The organism is Pseudomonas sp. RA_35y_Pfl2_P32 (genome assembly GCF_963970735.1).
GTDB lineage: Bacteria > Pseudomonadota > Gammaproteobacteria > Pseudomonadales > Pseudomonadaceae > Aquipseudomonas.
Genome location: NZ_CAXAQF010000021.1, coordinates 105,915 through 129,775, shown reverse-complemented (window position 1 = coordinate 129,775; position 23,861 = coordinate 105,915). Strand labels below are relative to the sequence as shown.

22 protein-coding genes, 4 tRNA genes and 1 rRNA gene are annotated in these 23,861 nt (G+C 55.5%); all 27 read left to right on the top strand.

The window, feature by feature from the left end:
- Positions 1 to 77: ribosomal RNA gene (gene rrf, locus AACY45_RS29325) — 5S ribosomal RNA — on the top strand; the annotation flags it as partial.
- Between the two features lie 136 nt (positions 78 to 213).
- A complete protein-coding gene (birA, locus tag AACY45_RS21270) occupies positions 214 to 1,173 on the top strand; it encodes a bifunctional biotin--[acetyl-CoA-carboxylase] ligase/biotin operon repressor BirA (protein WP_339547237.1) in 960 nt (319 codons plus the stop codon).
- Positions 1,163 to 1,912, top strand: coding sequence for a pantothenate kinase (locus AACY45_RS21265; RefSeq protein ID WP_339547236.1), 750 nt, complete (start codon positions 1,163 to 1,165; stop codon positions 1,910 to 1,912). The genes birA and AACY45_RS21265 overlap by 11 nt, the downstream gene beginning before the upstream one ends.
- 7 nt (positions 1,913 to 1,919) lie before the next feature.
- On the top strand, positions 1,920 to 2,366 hold the full coding sequence (locus AACY45_RS21260; protein WP_339547235.1) for a hypothetical protein: 447 nt from the start codon (positions 1,920 to 1,922) through the stop codon (positions 2,364 to 2,366).
- Positions 2,367 to 2,508: 142 nt separating this feature from the next.
- Positions 2,509 to 2,593 (top strand) — tRNA-Tyr (locus AACY45_RS21255).
- A gap of 25 nt (positions 2,594 to 2,618) precedes the next feature.
- A tRNA-Gly gene (locus AACY45_RS21250) sits at positions 2,619 to 2,692 on the top strand.
- A gap of 26 nt (positions 2,693 to 2,718) precedes the next feature.
- A tRNA-Thr gene (locus tag AACY45_RS21245) sits at positions 2,719 to 2,794 on the top strand.
- 85 nt (positions 2,795 to 2,879) lie between these two features.
- Positions 2,880 to 4,073: an elongation factor Tu gene (gene tuf, locus AACY45_RS21240; protein ID WP_339547234.1), complete on the top strand. Its 1,194-nt coding sequence runs from the start codon at positions 2,880 to 2,882 to the stop codon at positions 4,071 to 4,073.
- Positions 4,074 to 4,126: 53 nt separating this feature from the next.
- Positions 4,127 to 4,202 (top strand) — tRNA-Trp (locus AACY45_RS21235).
- Positions 4,203 to 4,247: 45 nt separating this feature from the next.
- Positions 4,248 to 4,616: a preprotein translocase subunit SecE gene (gene secE, locus AACY45_RS21230; RefSeq protein ID WP_095147411.1), complete on the top strand. Its 369-nt coding sequence runs from the start codon at positions 4,248 to 4,250 to the stop codon at positions 4,614 to 4,616.
- 9 nt (positions 4,617 to 4,625) lie between these two features.
- Positions 4,626 to 5,159, top strand: a complete 534-nt coding sequence (gene nusG / locus AACY45_RS21225; RefSeq protein WP_003186097.1) for a transcription termination/antitermination protein NusG — start codon at positions 4,626 to 4,628, stop codon at positions 5,157 to 5,159.
- A gap of 117 nt (positions 5,160 to 5,276) precedes the next feature.
- Positions 5,277 to 5,708, top strand: a complete 432-nt coding sequence (gene rplK, locus AACY45_RS21220) for a 50S ribosomal protein L11 (RefSeq protein WP_007933726.1) — start codon at positions 5,277 to 5,279, stop codon at positions 5,706 to 5,708.
- Positions 5,708 to 6,403: a 50S ribosomal protein L1 gene (gene rplA, locus AACY45_RS21215; protein WP_003176434.1), complete on the top strand. Its 696-nt coding sequence runs from the start codon at positions 5,708 to 5,710 to the stop codon at positions 6,401 to 6,403. The genes rplK and rplA overlap by 1 nt, the downstream gene beginning before the upstream one ends.
- 198 nt (positions 6,404 to 6,601) lie before the next feature.
- The gene (gene rplJ, locus AACY45_RS21210) at positions 6,602 to 7,102 is read left to right on the top strand and encodes a 50S ribosomal protein L10 (protein ID WP_003176433.1); all 501 of its coding nucleotides are present in this window, start codon (positions 6,602 to 6,604) and stop codon (positions 7,100 to 7,102) included.
- 78 nt (positions 7,103 to 7,180) lie between these two features.
- Positions 7,181 to 7,546, top strand: coding sequence for a 50S ribosomal protein L7/L12 (rplL, locus tag AACY45_RS21205; protein ID WP_025215758.1), 366 nt, complete (start codon positions 7,181 to 7,183; stop codon positions 7,544 to 7,546).
- Positions 7,547 to 7,766: 220 nt separating this feature from the next.
- Positions 7,767 to 11,840: a DNA-directed RNA polymerase subunit beta gene (gene rpoB, locus AACY45_RS21200; RefSeq protein ID WP_166591488.1), complete on the top strand. Its 4,074-nt coding sequence runs from the start codon at positions 7,767 to 7,769 to the stop codon at positions 11,838 to 11,840.
- A 64-nt stretch (positions 11,841 to 11,904) separates the two neighbouring features.
- Positions 11,905 to 16,104 (top strand): DNA-directed RNA polymerase subunit beta', encoded by a 4,200-nt coding sequence (gene rpoC, locus AACY45_RS21195; RefSeq protein WP_166591487.1) that lies wholly within the window; start codon positions 11,905 to 11,907, stop codon positions 16,102 to 16,104.
- Positions 16,105 to 16,320: 216 nt separating this feature from the next.
- Entirely contained in the window at positions 16,321 to 16,692 is a 372-nt protein-coding gene (gene rpsL / locus AACY45_RS21190; protein WP_002555494.1) for a 30S ribosomal protein S12, read from the top strand.
- Positions 16,693 to 16,811: 119 nt separating this feature from the next.
- The gene (gene rpsG, locus AACY45_RS21185; RefSeq protein ID WP_002555493.1) at positions 16,812 to 17,282 is read left to right on the top strand and encodes a 30S ribosomal protein S7; all 471 of its coding nucleotides are present in this window, start codon (positions 16,812 to 16,814) and stop codon (positions 17,280 to 17,282) included.
- 30 nt (positions 17,283 to 17,312) lie between these two features.
- On the top strand, positions 17,313 to 19,418 hold the full coding sequence (fusA, locus tag AACY45_RS21180; protein WP_185819081.1) for an elongation factor G: 2,106 nt from the start codon (positions 17,313 to 17,315) through the stop codon (positions 19,416 to 19,418).
- Between the two features lie 30 nt (positions 19,419 to 19,448).
- Positions 19,449 to 20,642 (top strand): elongation factor Tu, encoded by a 1,194-nt coding sequence (tuf, locus tag AACY45_RS21175; RefSeq protein ID WP_150582439.1) that lies wholly within the window; start codon positions 19,449 to 19,451, stop codon positions 20,640 to 20,642.
- 144 nt (positions 20,643 to 20,786) lie between these two features.
- Positions 20,787 to 21,098: a 30S ribosomal protein S10 gene (gene rpsJ, locus AACY45_RS21170; protein WP_003186070.1), complete on the top strand. Its 312-nt coding sequence runs from the start codon at positions 20,787 to 20,789 to the stop codon at positions 21,096 to 21,098.
- An 80-nt stretch (positions 21,099 to 21,178) separates the two neighbouring features.
- Entirely contained in the window at positions 21,179 to 21,814 is a 636-nt protein-coding gene (gene rplC / locus AACY45_RS21165) for a 50S ribosomal protein L3 (protein WP_003186059.1), read from the top strand.
- Between the two features lie 12 nt (positions 21,815 to 21,826).
- Positions 21,827 to 22,429 (top strand): 50S ribosomal protein L4, encoded by a 603-nt coding sequence (gene rplD / locus AACY45_RS21160; protein WP_003228735.1) that lies wholly within the window; start codon positions 21,827 to 21,829, stop codon positions 22,427 to 22,429.
- Positions 22,426 to 22,725 (top strand): 50S ribosomal protein L23, encoded by a 300-nt coding sequence (gene rplW / locus AACY45_RS21155; RefSeq protein WP_002555488.1) that lies wholly within the window; start codon positions 22,426 to 22,428, stop codon positions 22,723 to 22,725. Before rplD ends, rplW begins: the two co-directional genes overlap by 4 nt.
- A 14-nt stretch (positions 22,726 to 22,739) precedes the next feature.
- Complete coding sequence (rplB, locus tag AACY45_RS21150; protein WP_003228734.1) at positions 22,740 to 23,564, top strand: 50S ribosomal protein L2; 825 nt, start codon at positions 22,740 to 22,742, stop codon at positions 23,562 to 23,564.
- Positions 23,565 to 23,580: 16 nt separating this feature from the next.
- Entirely contained in the window at positions 23,581 to 23,856 is a 276-nt protein-coding gene (gene rpsS / locus AACY45_RS21145) for a 30S ribosomal protein S19 (protein WP_002555486.1), read from the top strand.
- The last annotated feature ends 5 nt before the right edge of the window (positions 23,857 to 23,861 follow it).

Here is a 23,861-nt window from a genome sequence, read left to right as displayed (position 1 = left end):
CCGAACTCAGCAGTGAAACGATGCATCGCCGATGGTAGTGTGGGGTTTCCCCATGTGAGAGTAGGTCATCGTCAAGATTAAATTCCGAAACCCCTATCTGCGTATGCAGGTAGGGGTTTTGTTTTTGTCCGGGAGAAAGTTGGCGTGTAGGGTTTCTATGCAAGGGCGCGGGGCATGGCTATCATGCGGGCCTCATTGTGAGGCGATACTTGCATGCTGACGTTGTTAAAACTCTTGAAAGATGGTCGTTTCCATTCCGGGCAGGCGCTTGGCGTTGCTCTGGGAATCAGTCGGAGTGCTGTCTGGAAGCAGCTCCAGCATCTCGAGGCGGAGTTGGGTCTCACTATTCATAAGGTGCGCGGTCGCGGCTATCAGCTGCGCGCGCCACTGACGCTGCTCGATCCGGCCGGGATCGCTGAGCATTCGCCGTCCAGTCAATGGCCGGTGCTGGTTTTTGACTCGCTTGATTCAACCAATGCCGAAGCCCTGCGCTCAATCGAGGGCGGGGTGGCGGCGCCGTTCCTGGTGCTTGCGGAACGACAAACTACCGGTCGTGGTCGCCGGGGTCGCAAGTGGGTCAGTCCCTTTGCCGAAAACCTGTACTACAGCCTGGTGCTGCGCATCGAGGGTGGTATGCGCCAGCTGGAAGGCCTGAGCCTAGTGGTGGGCCTTGCAGTGATGCAGACCTTGAGAGACCTGGGCATTGCAGGTGCGGGGTTGAAGTGGCCTAACGATGTTCTGGTTGGCGAGAAAAAGATCGCCGGCATATTGTTGGAGCTGGTCGGAGATCCTGCTGACGTTTGCCATGTTGTCCTCGGTGTGGGGATCAACGTGAACATGCAGGAGGCTGATGAGGTCGATCAGCAGTGGACCTCCATGTATCTGGAGGCCGGCAAGGCGTTTGATCGCAATCTGCTAGTGGCGCACCTCGGTGGCGTGCTCCAGGAGCACCTGAATCGTCACCAGTCTGCAGGTTTTGCGGTACTACAGGCGCAGTGGGAGCAAGGGCACCTCTGGCAAGGGCGTGCGGTGTCACTGATTGCCGGGGTCAACCGGATTGACGGTGTGGTGATAGGCATCGACGGGCAAGGTGCGCTGCGCTTGAAAGTAGATGGCGTGGAAAAGGTTTTTAGTGGTGGCGAGCTAAGTTTGAGGCTGCGCGATGATTCTTGAGCTCGACTGTGGGAACAGCTTTATCAAGTGGCGTGTGCTGCATGCAGACGCCGCACATCTGGTTGCCGAGGGCGTGGTGGACTCGGACCTGGCCCTGCTGGACAGTTTGCGCGGGTGTGTGGGGCTGGATCTCAAGCACTGTCGCCTGGTCAGTGTGCGCACCAATGATGAAACGGCCGCGCTCGTGACAGCATTGGCCGATGCATTTGGTGTTGTCGCGTTGTGTGCGGCGCCGTCCAGGGCGATGTCCGGGCTTGAGAATGGATACGAGGATTTTCAGCGATTGGGGCTCGATCGCTGGCTGGCGATGCTCGGCGCCTACCATCTGGCTGCAGGGGCCTGCCTGGTGCTGGATTTCGGTACGGCCCTGACGGCCGACTTCATTGCTGCAGATGGCAAGCACTTGGGGGGATTCATTTGCCCAGGTATGCCCCTCATGCGTCATCAATTACGCACACATACTCGACGCATTCGTTATGACGATATTGCAGCCTCCCAGGCCCTGGAAAGTTTCGCTCCGGGTCGCAATACGGTTGAGGCGGTAGAGCGTGGCTGTTCATTGATGCTGCGTGGGTTCGTCCTGACTCAGCTGGAACTCGCGCGTGAGTACTGGGGTGAAGATTTTACCGTGTTTCTCACCGGCGGCGACGCGGACCTGGTGTCTGGAGTCGTCCCGCAAGCGCGGGTAGTGCCGGATCTTGTATTTGTGGGTCTGGCCATGGCCTGTCCATTGTCCTGAGGTTCTTATGCGTTGGTTGTTTCTGCTGTTGTTGGTTCTTAACGTCTTCTATTACGTCTGGCATCAGCAGGAGGCTCCCTTGCGTGCCAAGGACGTTACGCCGCTGAGTTTGTACCGTGGTTCGCAGCAGGATATCCGTCTGTTGAGTGAGAGCAAGGACTCCGCAGCGACGCGCGACAAGTCCAGGGTGGAGTCGGCGGATGAGGGCTGTCTGTACCTGGGCGGCTTTGCTCGTCAGGAGACGGCCAAGACATTCGAGGGGCGTCTGGCCGCGCTGGATATTAAGGTGCAGCAGCTGGCGACTTCCCTGCCAGATTCAGCCGGCTTCTGGATGCGCGTATCCCCGCAAACGCGGCATTTGGCCGATGATGCTGCCTTGCAGAAGCTTGTTAATGAATTCAATGAGTTAAAACATAAAATAATGCGGTGCGAGGGGGTTGCAACTGCTCAATAGGTTGCATAGAATGGCGCCCGCTACGCAGTGAAGGCCTTTAACGGCAAACATCGCGAAGCACGGTCAACGCAGCTAACCTCAGGTTTTTAATGAGAAAATGCTTGACAGAAGGCTGGCATGATGTAGAATGCCGGCTCGCTTAGGAGGGGTTCCCGAGCGGCCAAAGGGATCAGACTGTAAATCTGACGTCTACGACTTCGAAGGTTCGAATCCTTCCCCCTCCACCATTTTTAGCGTGAGCTGCAAGCTTACGCGGGTATAGTTTAGTGGTAGAACCTCAGCCTTCCAAGCTGATGATGCGGGTTCGATTCCCGCTACCCGCTCCAAGTTCGCAGGTTGTGCAAAGTGTTTCGCTCTTGTAGCTCAGTTGGTAGAGCACACCCTTGGTAAGGGTGAGGTCAGCGGTTCAAATCCGCTCAAGAGCTCCATATAACAAGGCAGATATGAAAATATCTGCCTTTGTTTTAATGGCTAGTGTGACTTGTTTAATTCTTCTCTGTAGGGGTGAATTCGATGGCTAAGGAAAAGTTCGAACGTAATAAGCCGCACGTCAACGTAGGCACCATTGGTCACGTCGACCACGGCAAGACTACTCTGACTGCTGCTCTGACTCGCGTCTGCTCCGAAGTATTCGGTTCGGCGAAGGTTGACTTCGACAAGATCGATAGCGCCCCTGAAGAAAAAGCTCGTGGCATTACCATTAACACCGCTCACGTTGAGTACGATTCGGCTGTGCGTCACTATGCGCACGTTGATTGCCCAGGTCACGCCGACTACGTAAAAAACATGATTACCGGTGCTGCTCAGATGGATGGAGCTATCCTGGTTTGCTCGGCCGCTGATGGTCCGATGCCGCAAACTCGTGAGCACATCCTGTTGTCCCGTCAGGTAGGTGTTCCGTACATCGTGGTCTTCCTGAATAAGGCTGACATGGTTGACGATGCTGAGCTGCTGGAGCTGGTTGAGATGGAAGTGCGTGACTTGCTCAGCACTTACGATTTCCCGGGTGACGACACTCCGATCATCATTGGTTCGGCGCTGATGGCGCTGAATGGTCAAGACGACAATGGGATGGGCACTACCGCCGTCAAGAAGTTGGTTGAGACTCTAGATACCTATATTCCGCAGCCTGAGCGCGCTATCGATAAGCCGTTCCTGATGCCAATTGAAGACGTATTCTCGATCTCTGGTCGTGGTACGGTTGTAACTGGTCGTGTTGAGCGTGGCATTGTTCGCATTCAGGAAGAAGTCGAGATCGTTGGTCTGCGTGATACGGTCAAGACGACTTGTACGGGTGTTGAGATGTTCCGCAAGCTGCTGGACGAAGGTCGTGCTGGTGAGAACTGCGGCGTACTGCTGCGTGGCACCAAGCGTGATGATGTTGAGCGTGGTCAGGTCCTGGTCAAGCCGGGTACTGTCAAGCCTCACACCAAGTTCACTGCAGAAGTTTACGTTCTGAGCAAGGAAGAGGGTGGTCGTCATACGCCATTCTTCAAAGGCTACCGTCCACAGTTCTACTTCCGGACCACGGATGTGACCGGTAACTGCGAGCTGCCGGAAGGCGTCGAAATGGTAATGCCGGGTGACAACATTCAGATGACTGTCACGCTGATCAAAACCATCGCGATGGAAGATGGTCTGCGTTTCGCTATTCGTGAAGGCGGTCGTACCGTCGGTGCCGGCGTCGTAGCCAAAGTAATCGAGTAAGTTGTTGTAATGTCTTTTTCAGGCCGGCATAATGGTCGGCCTGATTTTGTTTTAGGTCAGTAGCTCAATTGGCAGAGCGACGGTCTCCAAAACCGTAGGTTGGGGGTTCGATTCCCTCCTGACCTGCCAGATTCACTCAGTGTGTCTGGCTTTCTTTTCACAGGATCTTCATAGATGACTCCTAAAGCTGAAGCTCAAGGCTCTCGCTTCGATCTGCTTAAGTGGCTAGTAGTAGCTGCTTTGGTGGTTGTTGGCGTTGTTGGCAATCAGTATTACTCTGCTTCGCCGATCCTGTACCGTGTACTCGCTTTGCTTGCTATTGCCGCTGTAGCTGCCTTTGTAGGCCTGCAGACAGCGAAGGGCAAGTCTTTCTTTGTACTCGTTAAGGAAGCTCGCACCGAGATTCGTAAAGTCGTGTGGCCAACTCGCCAAGAAACCACGCAGACCACCCTGATTGTGGTGGCTGTTGTTCTGGTTATGGCGTTGCTGTTGTGGGGGCTTGATTCCCTGCTCGGTTGGCTTGTTTCCTTGATTGTTGGCTAAGGGTGTCCCGTGGCTAAGCGTTGGTACGTTGTGCATGCTTACTCGGGTTACGAGAAGCATGTCATGCGCTCGTTGGTAGAGCGCGTAAAGCTGGCTGGCATGGAAGATGGCTTCGGCGAAATTCTGGTTCCCACTGAAGAAGTGGTTGAAATGCGTAATGGCCAGAAACGCAAAAGCGAGCGCAAGTTCTTCCCTGGTTATGTGCTGGTGCAGATGGATATGAACGAGGGTACTTGGCACTTGGTCAAGGACACTCCTCGGGTGATGGGTTTCATCGGCGGTACTGCTGATAAACCTGCACCGATCACTGATAAAGAGGCAGAAGCGATTCTGCGTCGTGTTGCTGATGGTAGCGACAAGCCGAAGCCGAAGACGTTGTTCGAGCCGGGCGAAGTGGTTCGTGTCACCGACGGTCCGTTTGCCGATTTCAATGGCACGGTCGAAGAAGTTAACTACGAAAAGAGCCGGATCCAAGTGGCAGTGCTCATTTTCGGTCGCTCTACTCCGGTAGAGCTGGAGTTCAGCCAGGTCGAAAAGGTCTAGCCGAACAAGCATCCCAACCCCGCAGCCCTAGGCTGTGGGGTTTTGTCGTCACTGGGATAAACGCGCAAGTAACCGGGGAGCCTCTCGAGGCGTTTGAACCCGTAATTGGAGTGCCTCATGGCCAAGAAGATTACCGCTTACATCAAGCTGCAAGTGAAGGCCGCTCAGGCTAACCCAAGCCCACCTGTTGGTCCGGCCCTGGGTCAGCACGGCGTGAACATCATGGAATTCTGCAAGGCTTTCAACGCCCGTACTCAGGGTCTTGAGCCAGGTCTGCCGACTCCAGTGATCATCACTGTCTACAGCGACCGTAGCTTCACGTTCGAAACCAAGTCGACCCCTGCTTCGGTTCTGCTGAAGAAGGCTGCTGGTCTGACTAGCGGTTCCGCTCGTCCTAACACCGTTAAGGTTGGCACCGTAACTCGTGCTCAGCTGGAAGAAATCGCGAAAACCAAAAACGCGGATCTGACTGCAGCTGATATGGAAGCAGCCGTGCGTACTATCGCCGGTTCTGCTCGTAGCATGGGCCTTAACGTGGAGGGTGTGTAATGGCTAAGCTGACCAAGCGCCAAAAGGCTATCGCCGGCAAAATCGAAGCGGGCAAGTCCTACAACTTTGTAGACGCTGCTGCCCTGCTGACCGAGCTGTCGACTGTCAAGTTCAGCGAGTCCGTTGACGTTGCTGTAAACCTGGGCGTTGACCCACGTAAATCCGACCAGGTCGTTCGTAGCGCTACTGTGCTGCCACACGGTACTGGCAAGACTGTACGTGTTGCTGTTTTCACCCAAGGCCCGGCAGCTGAAGCTGCTCTGGCCGCTGGCGCCGATCGCGTTGGCATGGACGACCTGGCTGCCGAAATGAAAGGCGGCGACCTGAACTATGACGTAGTAATTGCCTCCCCGGATGCAATGCGCGTTGTAGGTCAGTTGGGTCAGATCCTCGGTCCACGTGGTCTGATGCCTAACCCTAAAGTCGGCACCGTAACTCCAGACGTAGCTACCGCGGTTAAAAACGCCAAGGCTGGTCAGGTTCGTTATCGCACCGACAAAAACGGCATCATCCACACTTCCGTTGGCAAAGTCGGTTTCGACGCCGTCAAGCTGAAGGAAAACGTTGAAGCCCTGATCGCTGATCTGAAGCGTATCAAGCCAGCTTCTTCGAAAGGTATCTACGTCAAGCGCGTTACCCTGAGCACCACTATGGGCCCAGGTCTGGTCATCGACCAAGGCTCGCTGGACGTATAAGCAATACATTGGCGTGAGAAATCACGCCAATTGAAAAATTGGGGTCCCTGCCTGGCGGGGGCTATCCAAGACCGTAGGCGACGCAAGTCTTAAACCACAAGCCTACGCAGATGGTGCTCCCGGTTCCTTACCGAATCAGACACCAAAACGACATCCGGCTCCGGCCAGATGAAACGGTAACAAGCAGGAGTTAAACCCGTGGCAATTAATCTCGAAGACAAGAAGGCCATCGTCGCTGAAGTCAACGAGGCTGCCAAAGCTGCTCTGTCCGCTGTCGTGGCTGATGCCCGTGGTGTGACAGTAGGCGCTATGACCGGACTCCGTAAAGAGGCTCGTGAAGCTGGCGTATACGTACGTGTTGTACGTAACACCCTGCTCAAGCGCGCTGTTGCTGACACTGAATACAGTGTCCTCAACGACGTGTTCACTGGCCCGACTCTGATCGCGTTCTCCAAAGATCATCCAGGCGCTGCTGCCCGTTTGTTCAAGGAATTCGCCAAGAGTCAGGATAAGTTCGAGATCAAGGCAGCTGCGTTCGAGGGCAAGTTCCTCGCAGCTAACCAAATCGACGTACTGGCAACACTGCCGACCCGTAACGAAGCTATTTCTCAGCTGATGAGCGTGATTCAAGGCGCTACCAGCAAGTTGGCTCGTACTCTGGCTGCAGTTCGCGAGCAAAAAGAAGCTGCCGCAGCCTAAGGCTGAGCACTTTCTCTCGCGTATTTTTGTTTATTTCGATGGCCGCGTAGGCCGTCCCCCAATTCAGGAAATACAGCAATGTCTATCTCCCAAGACGATATCCTCAACGCCGTAGCTGAAATGTCGGTTCTGCAGGTTGTTGAGCTGATCAAAGCTTTCGAAGAAAAATTCGGCGTTTCCGCTGCTGCTGCATCGGCAGGTCCTGCTGCTGCTGCCGCTGTTGTTGAAGAGCAAACCGAATTCAACGTCATGCTGACCGAAGCTGGCGAGAAGAAAGTAAACGTGATCAAGGCAGTACGTGAACTGACCGGTCTGGGCCTGAAAGAAGCCAAGGCTGTAGTTGACGGCGCTCCTGCCATGGTTCTGGAAGCTGTTTCGAAAGACGCAGCTGACAAAGCCAAAGCAACTCTGGAAGAAGCAGGCGCTAAAGTCGAGCTGAAGTAAGCTTCGACTTTGCGTTTCCAGCCCGAGCGTTAAGCGACAGGCTGATGGCTGGTGGCTCTTGCCACCGGCCTTTTTCCGTTATTGGCAGCCGATTGGGTCGGTGTCGATAACGTGCTGTAACCACCCGATGCGGTGGCGCAAACCATGGGGTTTGCACGATTTTCTGGCTGCTCCCGTCGGGAGGGGCCAAACAAGCAGGTGACCAAGCTGGGGAACGCTGATGGCTTACTCATATACTGAGAAAAAACGTATCCGCAAGGACTTTAGCAAGTTGCCGGACGTCATGGATGTGCCTTACCTCCTGGCCATCCAGCTGGATTCGTATCGTGAATTCTTGCAAGCGGGAGCGACTAAAGATCAGTTCCGCGACGTGGGCCTGCATGCGGCCTTCAAATCCGTTTTCCCGATCATCAGCTACTCCGGCAATGCTGCGCTGGAGTACGTCGGTTATCGCCTGGGCGAACCGGCATTTGATGTCAAAGAATGCGTATTGCGCGGTGTAACTTACGCCGTACCTTTGCGGGTAAAAGTGCGCCTGATCATTTTCGACAAAGAATCGTCGAACAAAGCGATCAAGGACATCAAAGAGCAAGAAGTCTACATGGGTGAAATCCCCCTGATGACTGAGAACGGTACCTTCGTAATCAACGGTACCGAGCGTGTAATCGTTTCCCAGCTGCACCGTTCCCCGGGCGTGTTCTTCGACCACGACCGTGGCAAGACGCACAGCTCTGGCAAACTCCTGTACTCGGCGCGGATCATTCCTTACCGCGGTTCGTGGCTGGACTTCGAGTTCGACCCGAAAGACTGCGTATTCGTGCGTATCGACCGTCGTCGCAAGCTGCCTGCATCGGTACTGCTGCGCGCGCTGGGCTATACCACTGAAGAAGTGCTGGACGCGTTCTACACCACCAACGTATTCCATGTGAAAGGCGAGAGCCTGAGCCTGGAGCTGGTGCCTCAGCGCCTGCGCGGTGAAATTGCGGTCCTGGATATTCTGGATGACAAAGGCAAGGTTATTGTCGAGCAAGGTCGTCGTATCACTGCTCGTCACATCAACCAGCTGGAAAAAGCCGGGATCAAAGAGCTGGAAGTACCTCTGGACTACGTCCTGGGCCGTACTACCGCCAAGGTCATCGTGCACCCGGCAACCGGCGAAATCCTGGCAGAGTGCAACACCGAGCTGAACACCGAGATCCTGGCGAAAATCGCCAAGTCCCAGGTTGTCCGCATCGAGACTCTGTACACCAACGATATCGACTGCGGTCCGTTCGTCTCCGACACCCTGAAGATCGACTCCACCAGCAACCAATTGGAAGCGCTGGTCGAAATCTATCGCATGATGCGTCCAGGCGAGCCGCCAACCAAAGACGCTGCCGAGACCCTGTTCAACAACCTGTTCTTCAGTCCTGAGCGCTATGACCTGTCTGCGGTCGGCCGGATGAAGTTCAACCGTCGTATCGGTCGTACCGAGATCGAAGGTTCGGGCGTGCTGTGCAAGGAAGACATCGTCGCGGTACTGAAGACCCTGGTCGACATCCGTAACGGTAAAGGCATCGTCGATGACATTGACCACCTGGGTAACCGTCGTGTTCGCTGCGTAGGCGAAATGGCCGAGAACCAGTTCCGCGTTGGCCTGGTGCGTGTTGAGCGTGCGGTCAAAGAGCGTCTGTCGATGGCTGAAAGCGAAGGCCTGATGCCGCAAGATCTGATCAACGCCAAGCCCGTGGCTGCGGCGGTGAAAGAGTTCTTCGGTTCCAGCCAGCTGTCCCAGTTCATGGACCAGAACAACCCGTTGTCCGAGATCACCCACAAGCGTCGTGTCTCTGCACTCGGCCCTGGCGGTCTGACGCGTGAGCGTGCTGGCTTTGAAGTCCGTGACGTACACCCGACTCACTACGGTCGTGTCTGCCCGATTGAAACGCCGGAAGGTCCGAACATCGGTCTGATCAACTCCCTGGCTGCCTATGCGCGCACCAACCAGTACGGCTTCCTCGAGAGCCCGTACCGTGTGGTGAAAGACGCTCTGGTCACCGACGAGATCGTGTTCCTGTCCGCCATCGAAGAAGCTGATCACGTGATCGCTCAGGCTTCGGCCACGATGAACGACAAAAAAGTGCTGATCGACGAGCTGGTAGCTGTTCGTCACCTGAACGAGTTCACCGTCAAGGCGCCGGAAGACGTCACCCTGATGGACGTATCGCCGAAGCAGGTAGTTTCGGTTGCAGCGTCGCTGATCCCGTTCCTCGAGCACGATGACGCCAACCGTGCGTTGATGGGCTCGAACATGCAGCGTCAAGCTGTACCCACCCTGCGCGCTGACAAGCCGCTGGTCGGTACCGGCATGGAGCGTAACGTAGCCCGTGACTCCGGCGTTTGCGTCGTAGCTCGTCGTGGCGGTGTTATTGACTCCGTCGACGCCAGCCGTATCGTGGTTCGTGTTGCTGATGACGAAGTTGAAACCGGCGAAGCTGGTGTCGACATCTACAACCTGACCAAGTACACCCGCTCCAACCAGAACACCTGCATCAACCAGCGTCCGCTGGTGCGTAAAGGTGATCGGGTTCAGCGTAGCGACATCATGGCCGACGGCCCGTCCACCGACATGGGTGAGCTGGCACTGGGTCAGAACATGCGCATCGCCTTCATGGCATGGAACGGCTTCAACTTCGAAGACTCCATCTGCCTGTCGGAACGTGTTGTTCAGGAAGACCGCTTTACCACGATCCACATCCAGGAATTGACCTGTGTGGCACGTGACACCAAGCTTGGGCCAGAGGAAATCACTGCCGACATCCCTAACGTGGGTGAAGCGGCACTGAACAAGCTGGACGAAGCCGGTATCGTTTACGTAGGTGCTGAAGTAGGCGCAGGCGACATCCTGGTGGGTAAGGTCACTCCGAAAGGCGAGACCCAACTGACTCCGGAAGAAAAACTGCTGCGTGCGATCTTCGGTGAAAAAGCCAGCGACGTTAAAGACACTTCCCTGCGCGTACCAACCGGTACCAAGGGCACAGTCATCGACGTACAGGTCTTCACCCGTGACGGCGTTGAGCGTGATGCGCGTGCACTGTCCATCGAGAAGACTCAACTCGACGAGATCCGCAAGGATCTGAACGAAGAGTTCCGTATCGTTGAAGGCGCGACTTTCGAACGTCTGCGTTCCGCTCTGGTCGGCCACAAAGCCGAAGGCGGCGCCGGCCTGAAGAAAGGTCAGGACATCACCGACGAAGTACTCGACGGTCTTGAGCACGGCCAGTGGTTCAAACTGCGCATGGCTGAAGATGCTCTGAACGAGCAGCTCGAGAAGGCCCAGGCCTACATCGTTGATCGCCGCCGTCTGCTGGACGACAAGTTCGAAGACAAGAAGCGCAAACTGCAGCAGGGCGATGACCTGGCTCCAGGCGTGCTGAAAATCGTCAAGGTTTACCTGGCAATCCGTCGCCGCATCCAGCCGGGCGACAAGATGGCCGGTCGTCACGGTAACAAAGGTGTGGTCTCCGTGATCATGCCGGTTGAAGACATGCCGCACGATGCCAATGGCACCCCGGTCGACGTGGTCCTCAACCCACTGGGCGTACCTTCGCGTATGAACGTTGGTCAGATTCTCGAAACCCACCTGGGCCTCGCGGCCAAGGGCCTGGGCGAGAAGATCAACCGCATGATCGAAGAGCAGCGTAAAGTTGCCGAGCTGCGCAAGTTCCTGCACGAGATCTACAACGAGATCGGCGGGCGTCAGGAAAGTCTGGATGACTTCTCCGACCAGGAAATCCTGGATCTGGCGAAAAACCTGCGTGGCGGCGTGCCAATGGCCACTCCAGTGTTCGACGGCGCCAAGGAAAGCGAAATCAAGGCCATGCTGAAACTGGCAGACCTGCCAGAAAGCGGCCAGATGCAGCTGACCGACGGCCGTACCGGCAACAAGTTCGAGCGTCCGGTTACCGTTGGCTACATGTACATGCTGAAGCTGAACCACTTGGTAGACGACAAGATGCACGCTCGTTCTACCGGTTCGTACAGCCTGGTTACCCAGCAGCCGCTGGGTGGTAAGGCGCAGTTCGGTGGTCAGCGTTTCGGGGAGATGGAGGTCTGGGCACTGGAAGCATACGGTGCTGCATACACTCTGCAAGAAATGCTCACAGTGAAGTCGGACGATGTGAACGGCCGGACCAAGATGTACAAAAACATCGTGGACGGCGATCACCGTATGGAGCCGGGCATGCCCGAGTCCTTCAACGTGTTGATCAAAGAAATTCGTTCCCTCGGCATCGATATCGATCTGGAAACCGAATAACACGTGACGTGAATCGAGAGCGGGGCAGGATTGCCCGCTCTCTGCTCCGCCAGGAGGAAAGGCCTTGAAAGACCTACTGAATTTGCTGAAAAACCAGGGTCAAGTCGAAGAGTTCGACGCCATCCGTATCGGATTGGCATCGCCTGAGATGATCCGTTCGTGGTCGTTCGGTGAAGTTAAAAAGCCGGAAACCATCAACTACCGTACGTTCAAACCTGAGCGTGACGGCCTGTTCTGCGCCAAGATCTTTGGCCCGGTAAAGGATTACGAGTGCCTGTGCGGTAAGTACAAGCGCTTGAAACACCGTGGTGTGATCTGCGAGAAGTGCGGCGTTGAAGTTGCACTGGCAAAAGTTCGTCGTGAGCGCATGGCGCACATCGAACTGGCCTCGCCAGTTGCCCACATCTGGTTCCTGAAATCGCTGCCGTCGCGTATCGGCTTGCTGATGGACATGACCCTGCGTGATATCGAGCGCGTTCTCTACTTCGAGAGCTACGTCGTTATCGATCCAGGCATGACCACCCTTGAAAAAGGTCAGTTGCTCAACGACGAGCAGTACTTCGAAGCGCTGGAAGAGTTCGGCGACGACTTTGATGCCCGCATGGGTGCTGAAGCTGTCCGTGAACTGCTGCACGCTATCGACCTGGAGCACGAGATTGGCCGCCTGCGCGAAGAAATTCCGCAAACCAACTCGGAAACCAAAATCAAGAAGCTGTCCAAGCGTCTGAAGTTGATGGAAGCCTTCCAGGGTTCCGGCAATCTTCCAGAATGGATGGTGCTGACCGTTCTGCCGGTTCTGCCGCCAGATCTGCGTCCGCTGGTCCCGCTGGATGGCGGTCGCTTCGCGACTTCCGACCTCAACGATCTGTATCGTCGAGTGATCAACCGTAACAACCGCTTGAAGCGCCTGCTTGATCTGTCCGCTCCGGACATCATCGTGCGCAACGAAAAGCGTATGTTGCAGGAAGCCGTCGATGCACTGCTCGACAACGGTCGTCGTGGCCGCGCTATCACTGGTTCCAACAAGCGTCCTCTGAAATCCCTGGCTGACATGATCAAGGGTAAACAAGGTCGTTTCCGTCAGAACTTGCTCGGTAAGCGTGTTGACTACTCCGGTCGTTCGGTAATTACCGTAGGTCCGACCCTGCGTCTGCACCAGTGCGGTCTGCCGAAGAAAATGGCTCTCGAACTGTTCAAGCCGTTCATTTTCGGCAAGCTGGAAATGCGTGGTCTGGCGACCACCATCAAAGCAGCCAAGAAAATGGTCGAGCGCGAGCTGCCAGAGGTTTGGGACGTTCTCGCTGAAGTGATCCGTGAACACCCGGTTCTCCTCAACCGTGCACCGACCCTTCACCGTCTGGGTATCCAGGCGTTTGAACCGGTACTGATCGAAGGTAAGGCTATCCAGCTGCACCCACTGGTCTGCGCCGCGTACAACGCCGACTTCGACGGTGACCAAATGGCCGTGCACGTACCGCTGACGCTGGAAGCCCAGCTCGAAGCGCGTGCGTTGATGATGTCGACCAACAACATTCTGTCGCCAGCCAACGGTGAGCCAATCATCGTTCCGTCGCAGGACGTTGTATTGGGTCTGTACTACATGACGCGTGAAGCGATCAACGCCAAGGGCGAAGGTCGTGTGTTCGCGGATCTGCAGGAAGTTGACCGTGTGTTCCGTGCTGGCGAAGCCGCACTGCACGCGAAAGTCAAAGTGCGGATCAACGAAACCGTCAACGACCGTGATGGCGGCAGCGTGACCAACACCCGTATCGTCGACACCACTGTCGGTCGTGCGCTGTTGTTCCAGGTTGTGCCAAAAGGTCTGTCGTACGACGTCGTCAACCTGCCAATGAAGAAAAAGGCGATCTCCAAGCTGATCAACCAGTGCTACCGCGTGGTTGGTTTGAAAGAGACCGTGATCTTCGCTGACCAGTTGATGTACACCGGTTTTGCCTATTCGACCATTTCCGGCGTTTCCATCGGTGTTAACGACTTCGTTATCCCGGATGAAAAAGCCCGCATCATCGGTGCTGCTACCGACGAAGTGAAAGAAATCGAAAGTCAGTACGCCTCCGGCCTGGTAACCCAGGGCGAGAAGTACAACAAAGTGATCGACCTTTGGTCCAAGGCGAACGACGAAGTTTCCAAGGCGATGATGGCCAACCTCTCGAAAGAGAAAGTCATCGACCGTCATGGCGTCGAAGTCGAGCAAGAGTCCTTCAACTCGATGTACATGATGGCCGACTCGGGCGCACGGGGTTCTGCTGCGCAGATCCGTCAGCTCGCCGGTATGCGTGGCTTGATGGCCAAGCCGGACGGCTCCATCATTGAAACGCCGATTACTGCGAACTTCCGTGAAGGTTTGAGCGTACTCCAGTACTTCATCTCCACTCACGGTGCTCGTAAAGGTCTGGCGGATACCGCGTTGAAAACCGCTAACTCCGGTTACCTGACTCGTCGTCTGGTAGACGTGGCACAAGATCTGGTTGTAACCGAGATCGACTGCGGCACCGAGCACGGCTTGCTGATGACTCCGCACATTGAAGGCGGTGACGTTGTAGAGCCGCTGGGTGAGCGCGTATTGGGTCGTGTTATCGCCCGTGACGTGTTCAAGCCAGGTACCGAGGACGTTATCGTTCCTGCCGGCACCCTGGTAGACGAGAAGTGGGTCGAGTTCATCGAGCTGAACAGCATCGACGAAGTGATCGTGCGTTCGCCGATCAGTTGCGAAACCCGCTACGGTATCTGCGCCAAGTGCTACGGCCGTGACCTGGCTCGTGGTCACCAGGTGAACATCGGTGAAGCGGTTGGCGTTATCGCTGCCCAGTCCATCGGTGAGCCGGGTACCCAGCTGACCATGCGTACGTTCCACATTGGTGGTGCGGCAAGCCGGACCTCCGCAGCCGACAGCGTTCAGGTGAAGAATGGCGGTACCGTCCGTCTGCACAACCTGAAGCACGTTGAGCGAGTGGATGGTTGCCTGGTTGCTGTGTCCCGTTCCGGTGAGCTGGCGATCGCTGATGACTACGGTCGTGAGCGTGAGCGCTACAAGCTGCCGTACGGTGCTGTGATTTCGGTTAAAGAAGGTGACAAGGTCGACGCTGGCGCAATCGTGGCCAAGTGGGACCCGCACACTCACCCAATCGTTACCGAAATGAAAGGTACCGTGACCTACGTGGGCATGGAAGAAGGCATCACGATCAAGCGTCAGACTGACGAATTGACCGGTATGACCAACATTGAAGTACTCGACGCCAAAGATCGTCCAGCTGCCGGTAAGGACATCCGTCCTGCCGTGAAGATGGTCGACGACAACGGCAAGGATCTGTTGCTGCCAGGCACTGACGTAATCGCTCAGTACTTCCTGCCAGCCAACGCCCTGGTCGGTGTAGCGGATGGTGCGAAAATCGCGATCGGTGATGTTATCGCGCGTATTCCGCAAGAGACTTCGAAGACCCGCGACATCACCGGTGGTCTGCCGCGTGTTGCCGACTTGTTCGAAGCACGTCGTCCGAAAGAAGCCTCGATTCTGGCTGAAGTCAGCGGCACCATCGCGTTCGGTAAAGAGACCAAAGGCAAGCGCCGTCTGGTTATCACTCCGAACGACGGTACCGATCCGTACGAAGAGCTGATTCCTAAGTGGCGTCACCTGAACGTCTTCGAAGGCGAACAGGTAAATCGCGGCGAAGTTATCTCCGACGGCCCGAGCGATCCACACGACATCCTGCGTCTGCTGGGTGTGAGTGCGCTGGCCAAGTACATCGTTAACGAGATCCAGGACGTTTACCGTCTGCAAGGCGTGAAAATCAACGATAAGCACATCGAGACCATCCTGCGTCAGATGCTGCGTAAAGTTGAAATCGCTGAATCCGGCGATTCCACTTTCATCAAGGGCGACCAGATGGAATTGACTCACGTCCTGGTAGAGAACGAGCGTTTGGCTGGCGACGACAAGTTCGTCTCCAAGTTCACCCGCGTTCTGCTGGGTATCACCAAGGCGTCGTTGTCCACCGAATCGTTCATCTCGGCGGCCTCTTTCCAAGAGACCACTCGTGTACTGACCGAAGCGGCGGTAACCGGCAAGCGCGATTACCTGCGCGGCCTGAAAGAAAACGTGGTCGTGGGTCGTCTGATCCCGGCTGGTACCGGTCTGGCTTATCACAGCGAGCGCAAGCGTCGCCGTGATGCTGACAAACCGTTGCGCGTAAGCGCCAGTGAAGTGGAAGCTGCACTGACCGAAGCGCTGAACTCGAGCGGTAACTGAGTTCTGCGATAAATGAGCGTAAGGCCCTGACCGCTCCGTTCGTCGAATCGAGACAATTTGTCGAGGCTCGATGGGTGGGGAGGTTGGGGCCTTGCCTTGACTGGGGACAAGATCCTCTTTAGACTCTTGTACCCCTAAATTTGGCGGGAACTCGTTCCTGCCATTTTGCTTTTCTTGCAAGACAATAGCGTCGCAAGACAACAGTGGAGCTAGTAGATGGCAACTATCAACCAGCTGGTACGTCAGCCGCGTAAGCGTATCGTCGAGAAATCCGACGTGCCTGCGCTGCAGAACTGCCCGCAACGTCGTGGCGTATGCACCCGTGTGTATACCACCACGCCGAAAAAACCTAACTCGGCACTGCGTAAAGTATGCCGTGTGCGTCTGACCAACGGTTTCGAGGTTTCCTCGTACATCGGTGGTGAAGGCCACAACCTGCAAGAGCACAGCGTGGTACTGATCCGCGGTGGTCGTGTAAAAGACTTGCCAGGTGTTCGTTATCACACCGTACGCGGCTCCTTGGATACTTCCGGCGTTAAAGGTCGTAACCAGGGTCGTTCGAAGTACGGTACCAAGAAGCCTAAGTAGTAGCGGCTTTTTGTAAAAACTGAATCATCTTATTTTCTGAGTCGATAAGAGTAAGGTCGGAGGCGTCCCGTAAGGGCACCGATTCCGAGCGAACCTGAAGACCGTTTGAGGGCTTATCCATGCCAAGAAGACGCGTAGCAGCCAAGCGCGAAGTGCTTGACGATCCAAAATACGGAAGCCAAATCCTGGCCAAGTTCATGAACCACGTGATGGAAAGCGGCAAGAAAGCCGTTGCCGAGCGTATCGTTTATGGCGCGCTGGAAAAGGTTAAAGAACGCAAGAACAGCGATCCCCTGGAAATCTTCGAGAAAGCTCTCGACGCCATCGCTCCGCTGGTCGAAGTGAAGTCGCGCCGTGTAGGCGGTGCTACTTACCAGGTTCCGGTCGAAGTTCGCCCGTCCCGTCGTAACGCCCTGGCAATGCGCTGGTTGGTAGACTTCGCCCGCAAGCGCGGCGAGAAGTCTATGGCTCTGCGTTTGGCCGGCGAACTGTTGGACGCTGCTGAAGGTAAAGGTGCTGCTGTTAAGAAGCGTGAAGACGTGCACCGTATGGCCGAAGCCAACAAAGCTTTCTCGCACTACCGCTTCTAATTTTAGCTTCACTAATTTTGCGAGGGCTTTATGGCTCGTACTACTCCGATTAGTCGCTACCGTAACATCGGTATCGTCGCTCACGTGGATGCTGGTAAAACCACCACCACCGAGCGCGTCCTTTTTTACACTGGCAAAAGTCACAAGATGGGCGAGGTGCATGACGGCGCCGCGACCACAGACTGGATGGTGCAGGAGCAGGAGCGTGGTATTACCATTACTTCTGCTGCCATCACCGCCTTCTGGAAAGGTTCTGCCAAGCAGTACAAAGACGAGCATCGCTTCAACGTAATCGATACCCCGGGCCACGTAGACTTCACTATTGAAGTTGAGCGTTCCCTGCGTGTACTCGACGGCGCTGTCGTTGTGTTCTGCGGTACCTCGGGCGTTGAGCCTCAGTCGGAAACCGTATGGCGTCAAGCCAACAAATACGGCGTCCCGCGTCTTGTTTACGTCAACAAGATGGACCGTGCTGGTGCGAACTTCCTGCGCGTGATCGGTCAGATCAAGCAGCGTCTGGGTCACACTCCGGTGCCAATCCAGTTGGCCATTGGTTCGGAAGATAACTTCCAGGGGCAGATCGATCTGCTCAACATGGAAGCGGTCTACTGGAACGATGCCGACAAGGGCATGACTCCACGTCGTGAAGCTATCCCTGCTGAACTGCAGGAGCTGGCTGACGAATGGCGCAACAACATGGTTGAGGCTGCTGCCGAAGCCAACGAAGAGCTGATGAACAAGTACCTTGAGGGTGAAGAACTCACCAACGAGGAAATCAAGGCTGCTCTGCGTCAGCGTACTATCGCTGGTGAGATCGTCTTGGCTGTTTGCGGTTCTTCCTTCAAGAACAAGGGTGTTCCCCTGGTTCTCGACGCTGTTATCGACTACCTGCCTGCACCTACCGATATTCCAGCCATCAAGGGTACTGACCCGGATGACGAGACTATCGAGCTGGAGCGTCATGCAGACGATGCGGAGCCGTTCTCGGCTCTGGCGTTCAAGATCGCTACCGACCCATTCGTGGGTACTTTGACCTTCGTCCGCGTTTACTCGGGCGTGTTGAGCTCCGGCGACGGCGTGATCAACTCGGTTAAAGGCAAGAAAGAGCGTGTGGGTCGTATGGTGCAAATGCACGCAAACGCCCGTGAAGAGATCAAGGAAGTGCGCGCTGGTGACATCGCGGCCCTGATCGGCATGAAGGACGTCACCACTGGTGAAACCCTCTGCAACGCTGACAAGCCAATCATCCTGGTTCGCATGGACTTCCCGGAGCCGGTTATTTCGGTTGCCGTAGAGCCTAAGACCAAGGACGACCAGGAAAAAATGGGTATCGCTCTGGGCAAGCTTGCTCAGGAAGATCCATCTTTCCGCGTTAAAACCGATGAAGAGACTGGTCAAACGATCATCTCTGGCATGGGCGAGTTGCACCTGGACATCCTGGTTGACCGGATGCGCCGTGAGTTCAACGTCGAAGCCAACATCGGCAAGCCTCAGGTTTCCTATCGTGAGCGCATCACGAAGAACTGCGAAATCGAAGGCAAGTTCGTTCGTCAGTCCGGCGGTCGTGGCCAGTTCGGTCACTGCTGGATTCGTTTTGCTCCTGCTGACGAAGGTCAGGAAGGTCTGCAATTCCTGAACGAAGTAGTAGGTGGTGTGGTTCCTAAGGAATACATCCCGGCTATCCAGAAGGGTATCGAAGAGCAGATGAAGAACGGCGTTGTTGCCGGCTATCCGCTGATCGGCCTGAAGGCTACCGTGTTTGATGGTTCTTACCACGACGTCGACTCCAACGAGATGGCGTTCAAGGTGGCTGCTTCCATGGCGACCAAGCAACTGGCCCAGAAGGGCGGTGGTGAGTTGCTCGAGCCGATCATGGCGGTAGAAGTTGTTACGCCTGAAGACTACATGGGTGACGTGATGGGCGACCTTAACCGTCGTCGCGGCATGATCCTGGGTATGGAAGACACGGTTTCCGGCAAGGTAATTCGTGCTGAAGTGCCGCTGGGTGAGATGTTCGGTTATGCAACCGACGTTCGTTCCATGTCCCAAGGTCGCGCAAGCTACTCCATGGAATTCAAAAAATACAATCCAGCTCCGACGCACATCGTCGAAACTGTCACCAAAAAACAAGGCTGATTCAGCCCTTTAGGCAAGGAGTTAATTGTCGTGGCTAAAGAAAAATTTGATCGTTCCCTACCGCACGTCAACGTTGGCACCATCGGTCACGTCGACCACGGTAAAACCACGCTGACTGCTGCTCTGACTCGCGTCTGCTCCGAAGTTTTCGGTTCGGCTGTTGTTGCTTTCGACAAAATCGACAGCGCTCCAGAAGAAAAGGCTCGTGGTATCACCATCAACACCGCGCACGTTGAATACAACTCGCTGATCCGTCACTACGCTCACGTTGACTGCCCAGGTCACGCTGACTACGTGAAGAACATGATCACCGGTGCTGCTCAGATGGACGGCGCTATCCTGGTTTGCTCGGCCGCTGATGGTCCGATGCCACAAACCCGTGAGCACATCCTGCTGTCCCGTCAGGTTGGCGTTCCGTACATCGTTGTCTTCCTGAACAAGGCTGACATGGTAGACGACGCTGAGCTGCTGGAACTGGTTGAGATGGAAGTGCGCGATCTGCTGAGCACTTACGACTTCCCAGGTGACGACACTCCGATCATCATCGGTTCGGCTCTGATGGCTCTGAACGGCCAAGACGACAACGAAATGGGCACCACTGCCGTTCGTAAACTGGTTGAAACTCTGGACAGCTACATCCCAGATCCAGTTCGTGTTATCGACAAGCCGTTCCTGATGCCAATCGAAGACGTATTCTCGATCTCGGGTCGCGGTACTGTTGTAACTGGTCGTATCGAGCGCGGTATCGTCAAGGTTCAGGATCCACTGGAAATCGTTGGTCTGCGTGACACTACCGTCACCACCTGCACCGGTGTTGAAATGTTCCGTAAGCTGCTCGACGAAGGTCGTGCTGGCGAGAACTGCGGCGTGCTGCTGCGCGGCACCAAGCGTGACGACGTTGAGCGTGGCCAGGTTCTGGTCAAGCCAGGTTCGGTTAAGCCGCACACTACCTTCGAAGCTGAAGTGTACGTGTTGAGCAAAGAAGAAGGCGGTCGTCACACTCCGTTCTTCAAAGGCTACCGTCCACAGTTCTACTTCCGGACCACTGACGTGACCGGTAACTGCGAACTGCCGGAAGGCGTTGAAATGGTAATGCCAGGCGACAACATCAAAATGGTTGTCACCCTGATCAAAACCATCGCAATGGAAGATGGTCTGCGTTTCGCTATCCGTGAAGGCGGTCGTACCGTCGGCGCTGGCGTCGTAGCCAAAATTATCGCTTAAGTAAGTGATGACTTGAAAAAAGCCCCCGCTCAGCGGGGGCTTTTTTTATTGAGTTGACACTGTGATAGCCCGTCTATAGAATTGCGCCTCCTTTTAACGGGCGTATTGCGCTCGCTGGGAATAGCAGCCGGAGTCTGAAATCCAATGCAAAATCAGCAAATCCGTATCAGGTTGAAGGCTTTTGACCATCGCCTGATCGACCAATCCACCCAGGAAATCGTGGAAACCGCGAAACGTACTGGTGCTCAAGTGCGTGGTCCAATTCCACTGCCTACCCGTAAAGAGCGGTTCACCGTTCTGGTCTCCCCGCACGTCAACAAAGACGCGCGTGACCAGTACGAGATCCGTACTCATAAGCGCGTTCTGGACATCGTCCAGCCAACGGATAAAACCGTTGATGCACTTATGAAGCTTGATCTTGCGGCCGGTGTGGAAGTGCAGATCAGCCTCGGCTAAGACTCGGTCTTAGTCGTGTAACGCTCTGAAATGGGCGGCCATAGCGGGTGAAAGCCCCGTACACTCATGAGGTTTACAACATGACTATTGGTGTAGTCGGTCGTAAATGCGGTATGACCCGTATTTTCACCGAAGAAGGTGTCTCCATTCCGGTCACGGTCATTGAGATCGAGCCGAATCGCGTCACCCAGTTCAAAACTGAAGAAACCGATGGCTATCGTGCAGTGCAAGTCACTGTCGGCGAGCGTCGCGCTTCGCGTGTTACAGCTGCTCAAGCTGGCCACTTCGCTAAAGCGAACGTTGCCGCTGGTCGTACCGTAATGGAATTCCGCCTTGAAGAAGGCGAGTACCAGGCCGGCGATCTGATCAACGCTGAAATCTTCGCCGCTGGTCAACTGGTTGATGTAACCGGTCAGTCCAAGGGTAAAGGCTTCCAGGGTACGATCAAGCGTTGGAACTTCCGCGGGCAAGATAATACCCACGGTAACTCCGTGTCCCACCGCGTTCCAGGCTCTATCGGCCAGTGCCAGACTCCTGGTCGTGTATTCAAGGGCAAAAAAATGTCCGGTCATATGGGCGCTGAGCGCGTGACCGTGCAGTCCCTCGAAGTAGTGCGCGTGGACGCTGAACGCAATCTGTTGTTGGTCAAGGGCGCTGTTCCTGGCGCTACTGGCGGCAACTTGGTTGTACGTCCAGCAGCCAAGGCTCGCGGTTAAGGGGAAGCTGACATGCAATTAAATGTAAATGACGCTCAAGCGATCGAAGTTTCCGAACTGACATTTGGCGGCGAATTCAACGAGACGCTGGTTCACCAAGCAGTCGTGGCCTACATGGCCGGCGGCCGTCAAGGTAGCAAGCAGCAAAAGACCCGTTCCGACGTTCGTGGCGGCGGCAAGCGCCCATGGCGTCAGAAAGGTACTGGCCGTGCTCGTGCCGGTACTATCCGTAGCCCAATCTGGCGCGGCGGCGGCACCACTTTCGCAGCTCGTCCACAGGATCACTCCCAGAAGCTGAACAAGAAGATGTATCGCGCAGCAATGCGTTCCATCCTTGCTGAGCTGGTGCGTACTGATCGTCTGGTCGTGGTTCAGGATTTCGCCGTTGAAACGCCGAAAACCAAAGACCTGCTGGGCAAACTGAACAACATGAGCCTGACCGACGTTCTGATCGTGTCGGACGCTGTTGATCAGAACCTGTACCTGGCTGCTCGTAACCTGCCACACGTTGATGTACGTGACGTGCAAGGTTCCGATCCAGTTAGTCTGATCGCATACGACAAGGTGTTGATCACCGTGTCGGCCGTGAAGAAATTCGAGGAGCTGCTGGGATGAACCAGGAACGCGTATTTAAAGTTCTGCTTGGCCCGCACGTTTCCGAGAAGGCTACGGTTCTGGCAGACAAGAAAGGCCAGTTCGTTTTCAAGGTTGCTACTGATGCAACCAAGCTGGAAATCAAGAAGGCCGTCGAAAGCCTGTTCAGCGTGAAAGTAGAGCGTGTTACTACCCTGAATGTTCTGGGTAAGAGCAAGCGCACTGCTCGCGGTCTGGGCAAGCGTAATGACTGGAAGAAGGCAGTAATCTCCCTTCAGCCAGGCCAAGATCTCGATTTCAGCAGCAGTGCTGAGTAAGGAAGGGGTGCATCATGGCAATCGTTAAATGCAAACCGACTTCCCCTGGCCGCCGTTTTGTGGTCAAGGTGGTCAACCAGGAGCTGCATAAAGGCGCTCCTCACGCACCGCTGCTCGAGAAAAAATCGAAGACTGGTGGTCGTAACAATAATGGCCGTATTACTACCCGTCACATCGGTGGTGGTCATAAGCAGCATTATCGTATGGTCGATTTCCGTCGCAACGACAAAGATGGCATCGTCGCCACTGTCGAGCGTATCGAATACGATCCAAACCGTACTGCTCACATCGCACTGCTGTGCTACGCAGACGGCGAGCGCCGCTACATCATCGCCCCTAAGGGCGTGAGTGCTGGCGACCAGCTGATCGCAGGCGCACTGGCTCCAATCAAGCCAGGCAACGCTCTGCAACTGCGCAACATTCCAGTCGGTTCCACCGTACACGGCATCGAACTGAAGCCGGGTAAAGGCGCTCAGATCGCTCGTTCCGCTGGTGCTTCGGCTCAGTTGATCGCTCGTGAAGGCGTTTACGTGACCCTGCGTCTGCGTTCCGGTGAAATGCGTAAAGTCCTGGCTGAATGCCGTGCGACCCTGGGCGAAGTCTCGAACTCCGAGCACAGCCTGCGTTCGCTGGGTAAAGCTGGTGCCAAACGCTGGCGTGGCGTTCGCCCAACCGTTCGTGGTGTTGCCATGAACCCGGTTGACCACCCACATGGTGGTGGTGAAGGTCGTACCTCTGGTGGTCGTCATCCGGTATCGCCATGGGGCTTCCCGACTAAGGGCGCGAAGACTCGTGGTAATAAGCGTACCGACAAAATGATCGTCCGTCGTCGCAAGTAAATAGAGGGATACGACAGTGCCACGTTCTCTGAAAAAAGGTCCTTTTATCGATCTTCACCTACTGAAGAAGATCGAAGTGGCGGCGGAAAAGAATGATCGCAAACCGGTGAAAACCTGGTCGCGTCGTTCGATGATCCTGCCACAAATGGTCGGTCTGACCATCGCAGTACACAACGGTCGTCAACACGTCCCGGTTCTCGTTAACGAAGACATGGTCGGCCACAAACTGGGCGAGTTCGCCGGTACCCGCACTTATCGTGGGCACGTGGCAGACAAGAAAGCCAAGCGTTAAGGGGT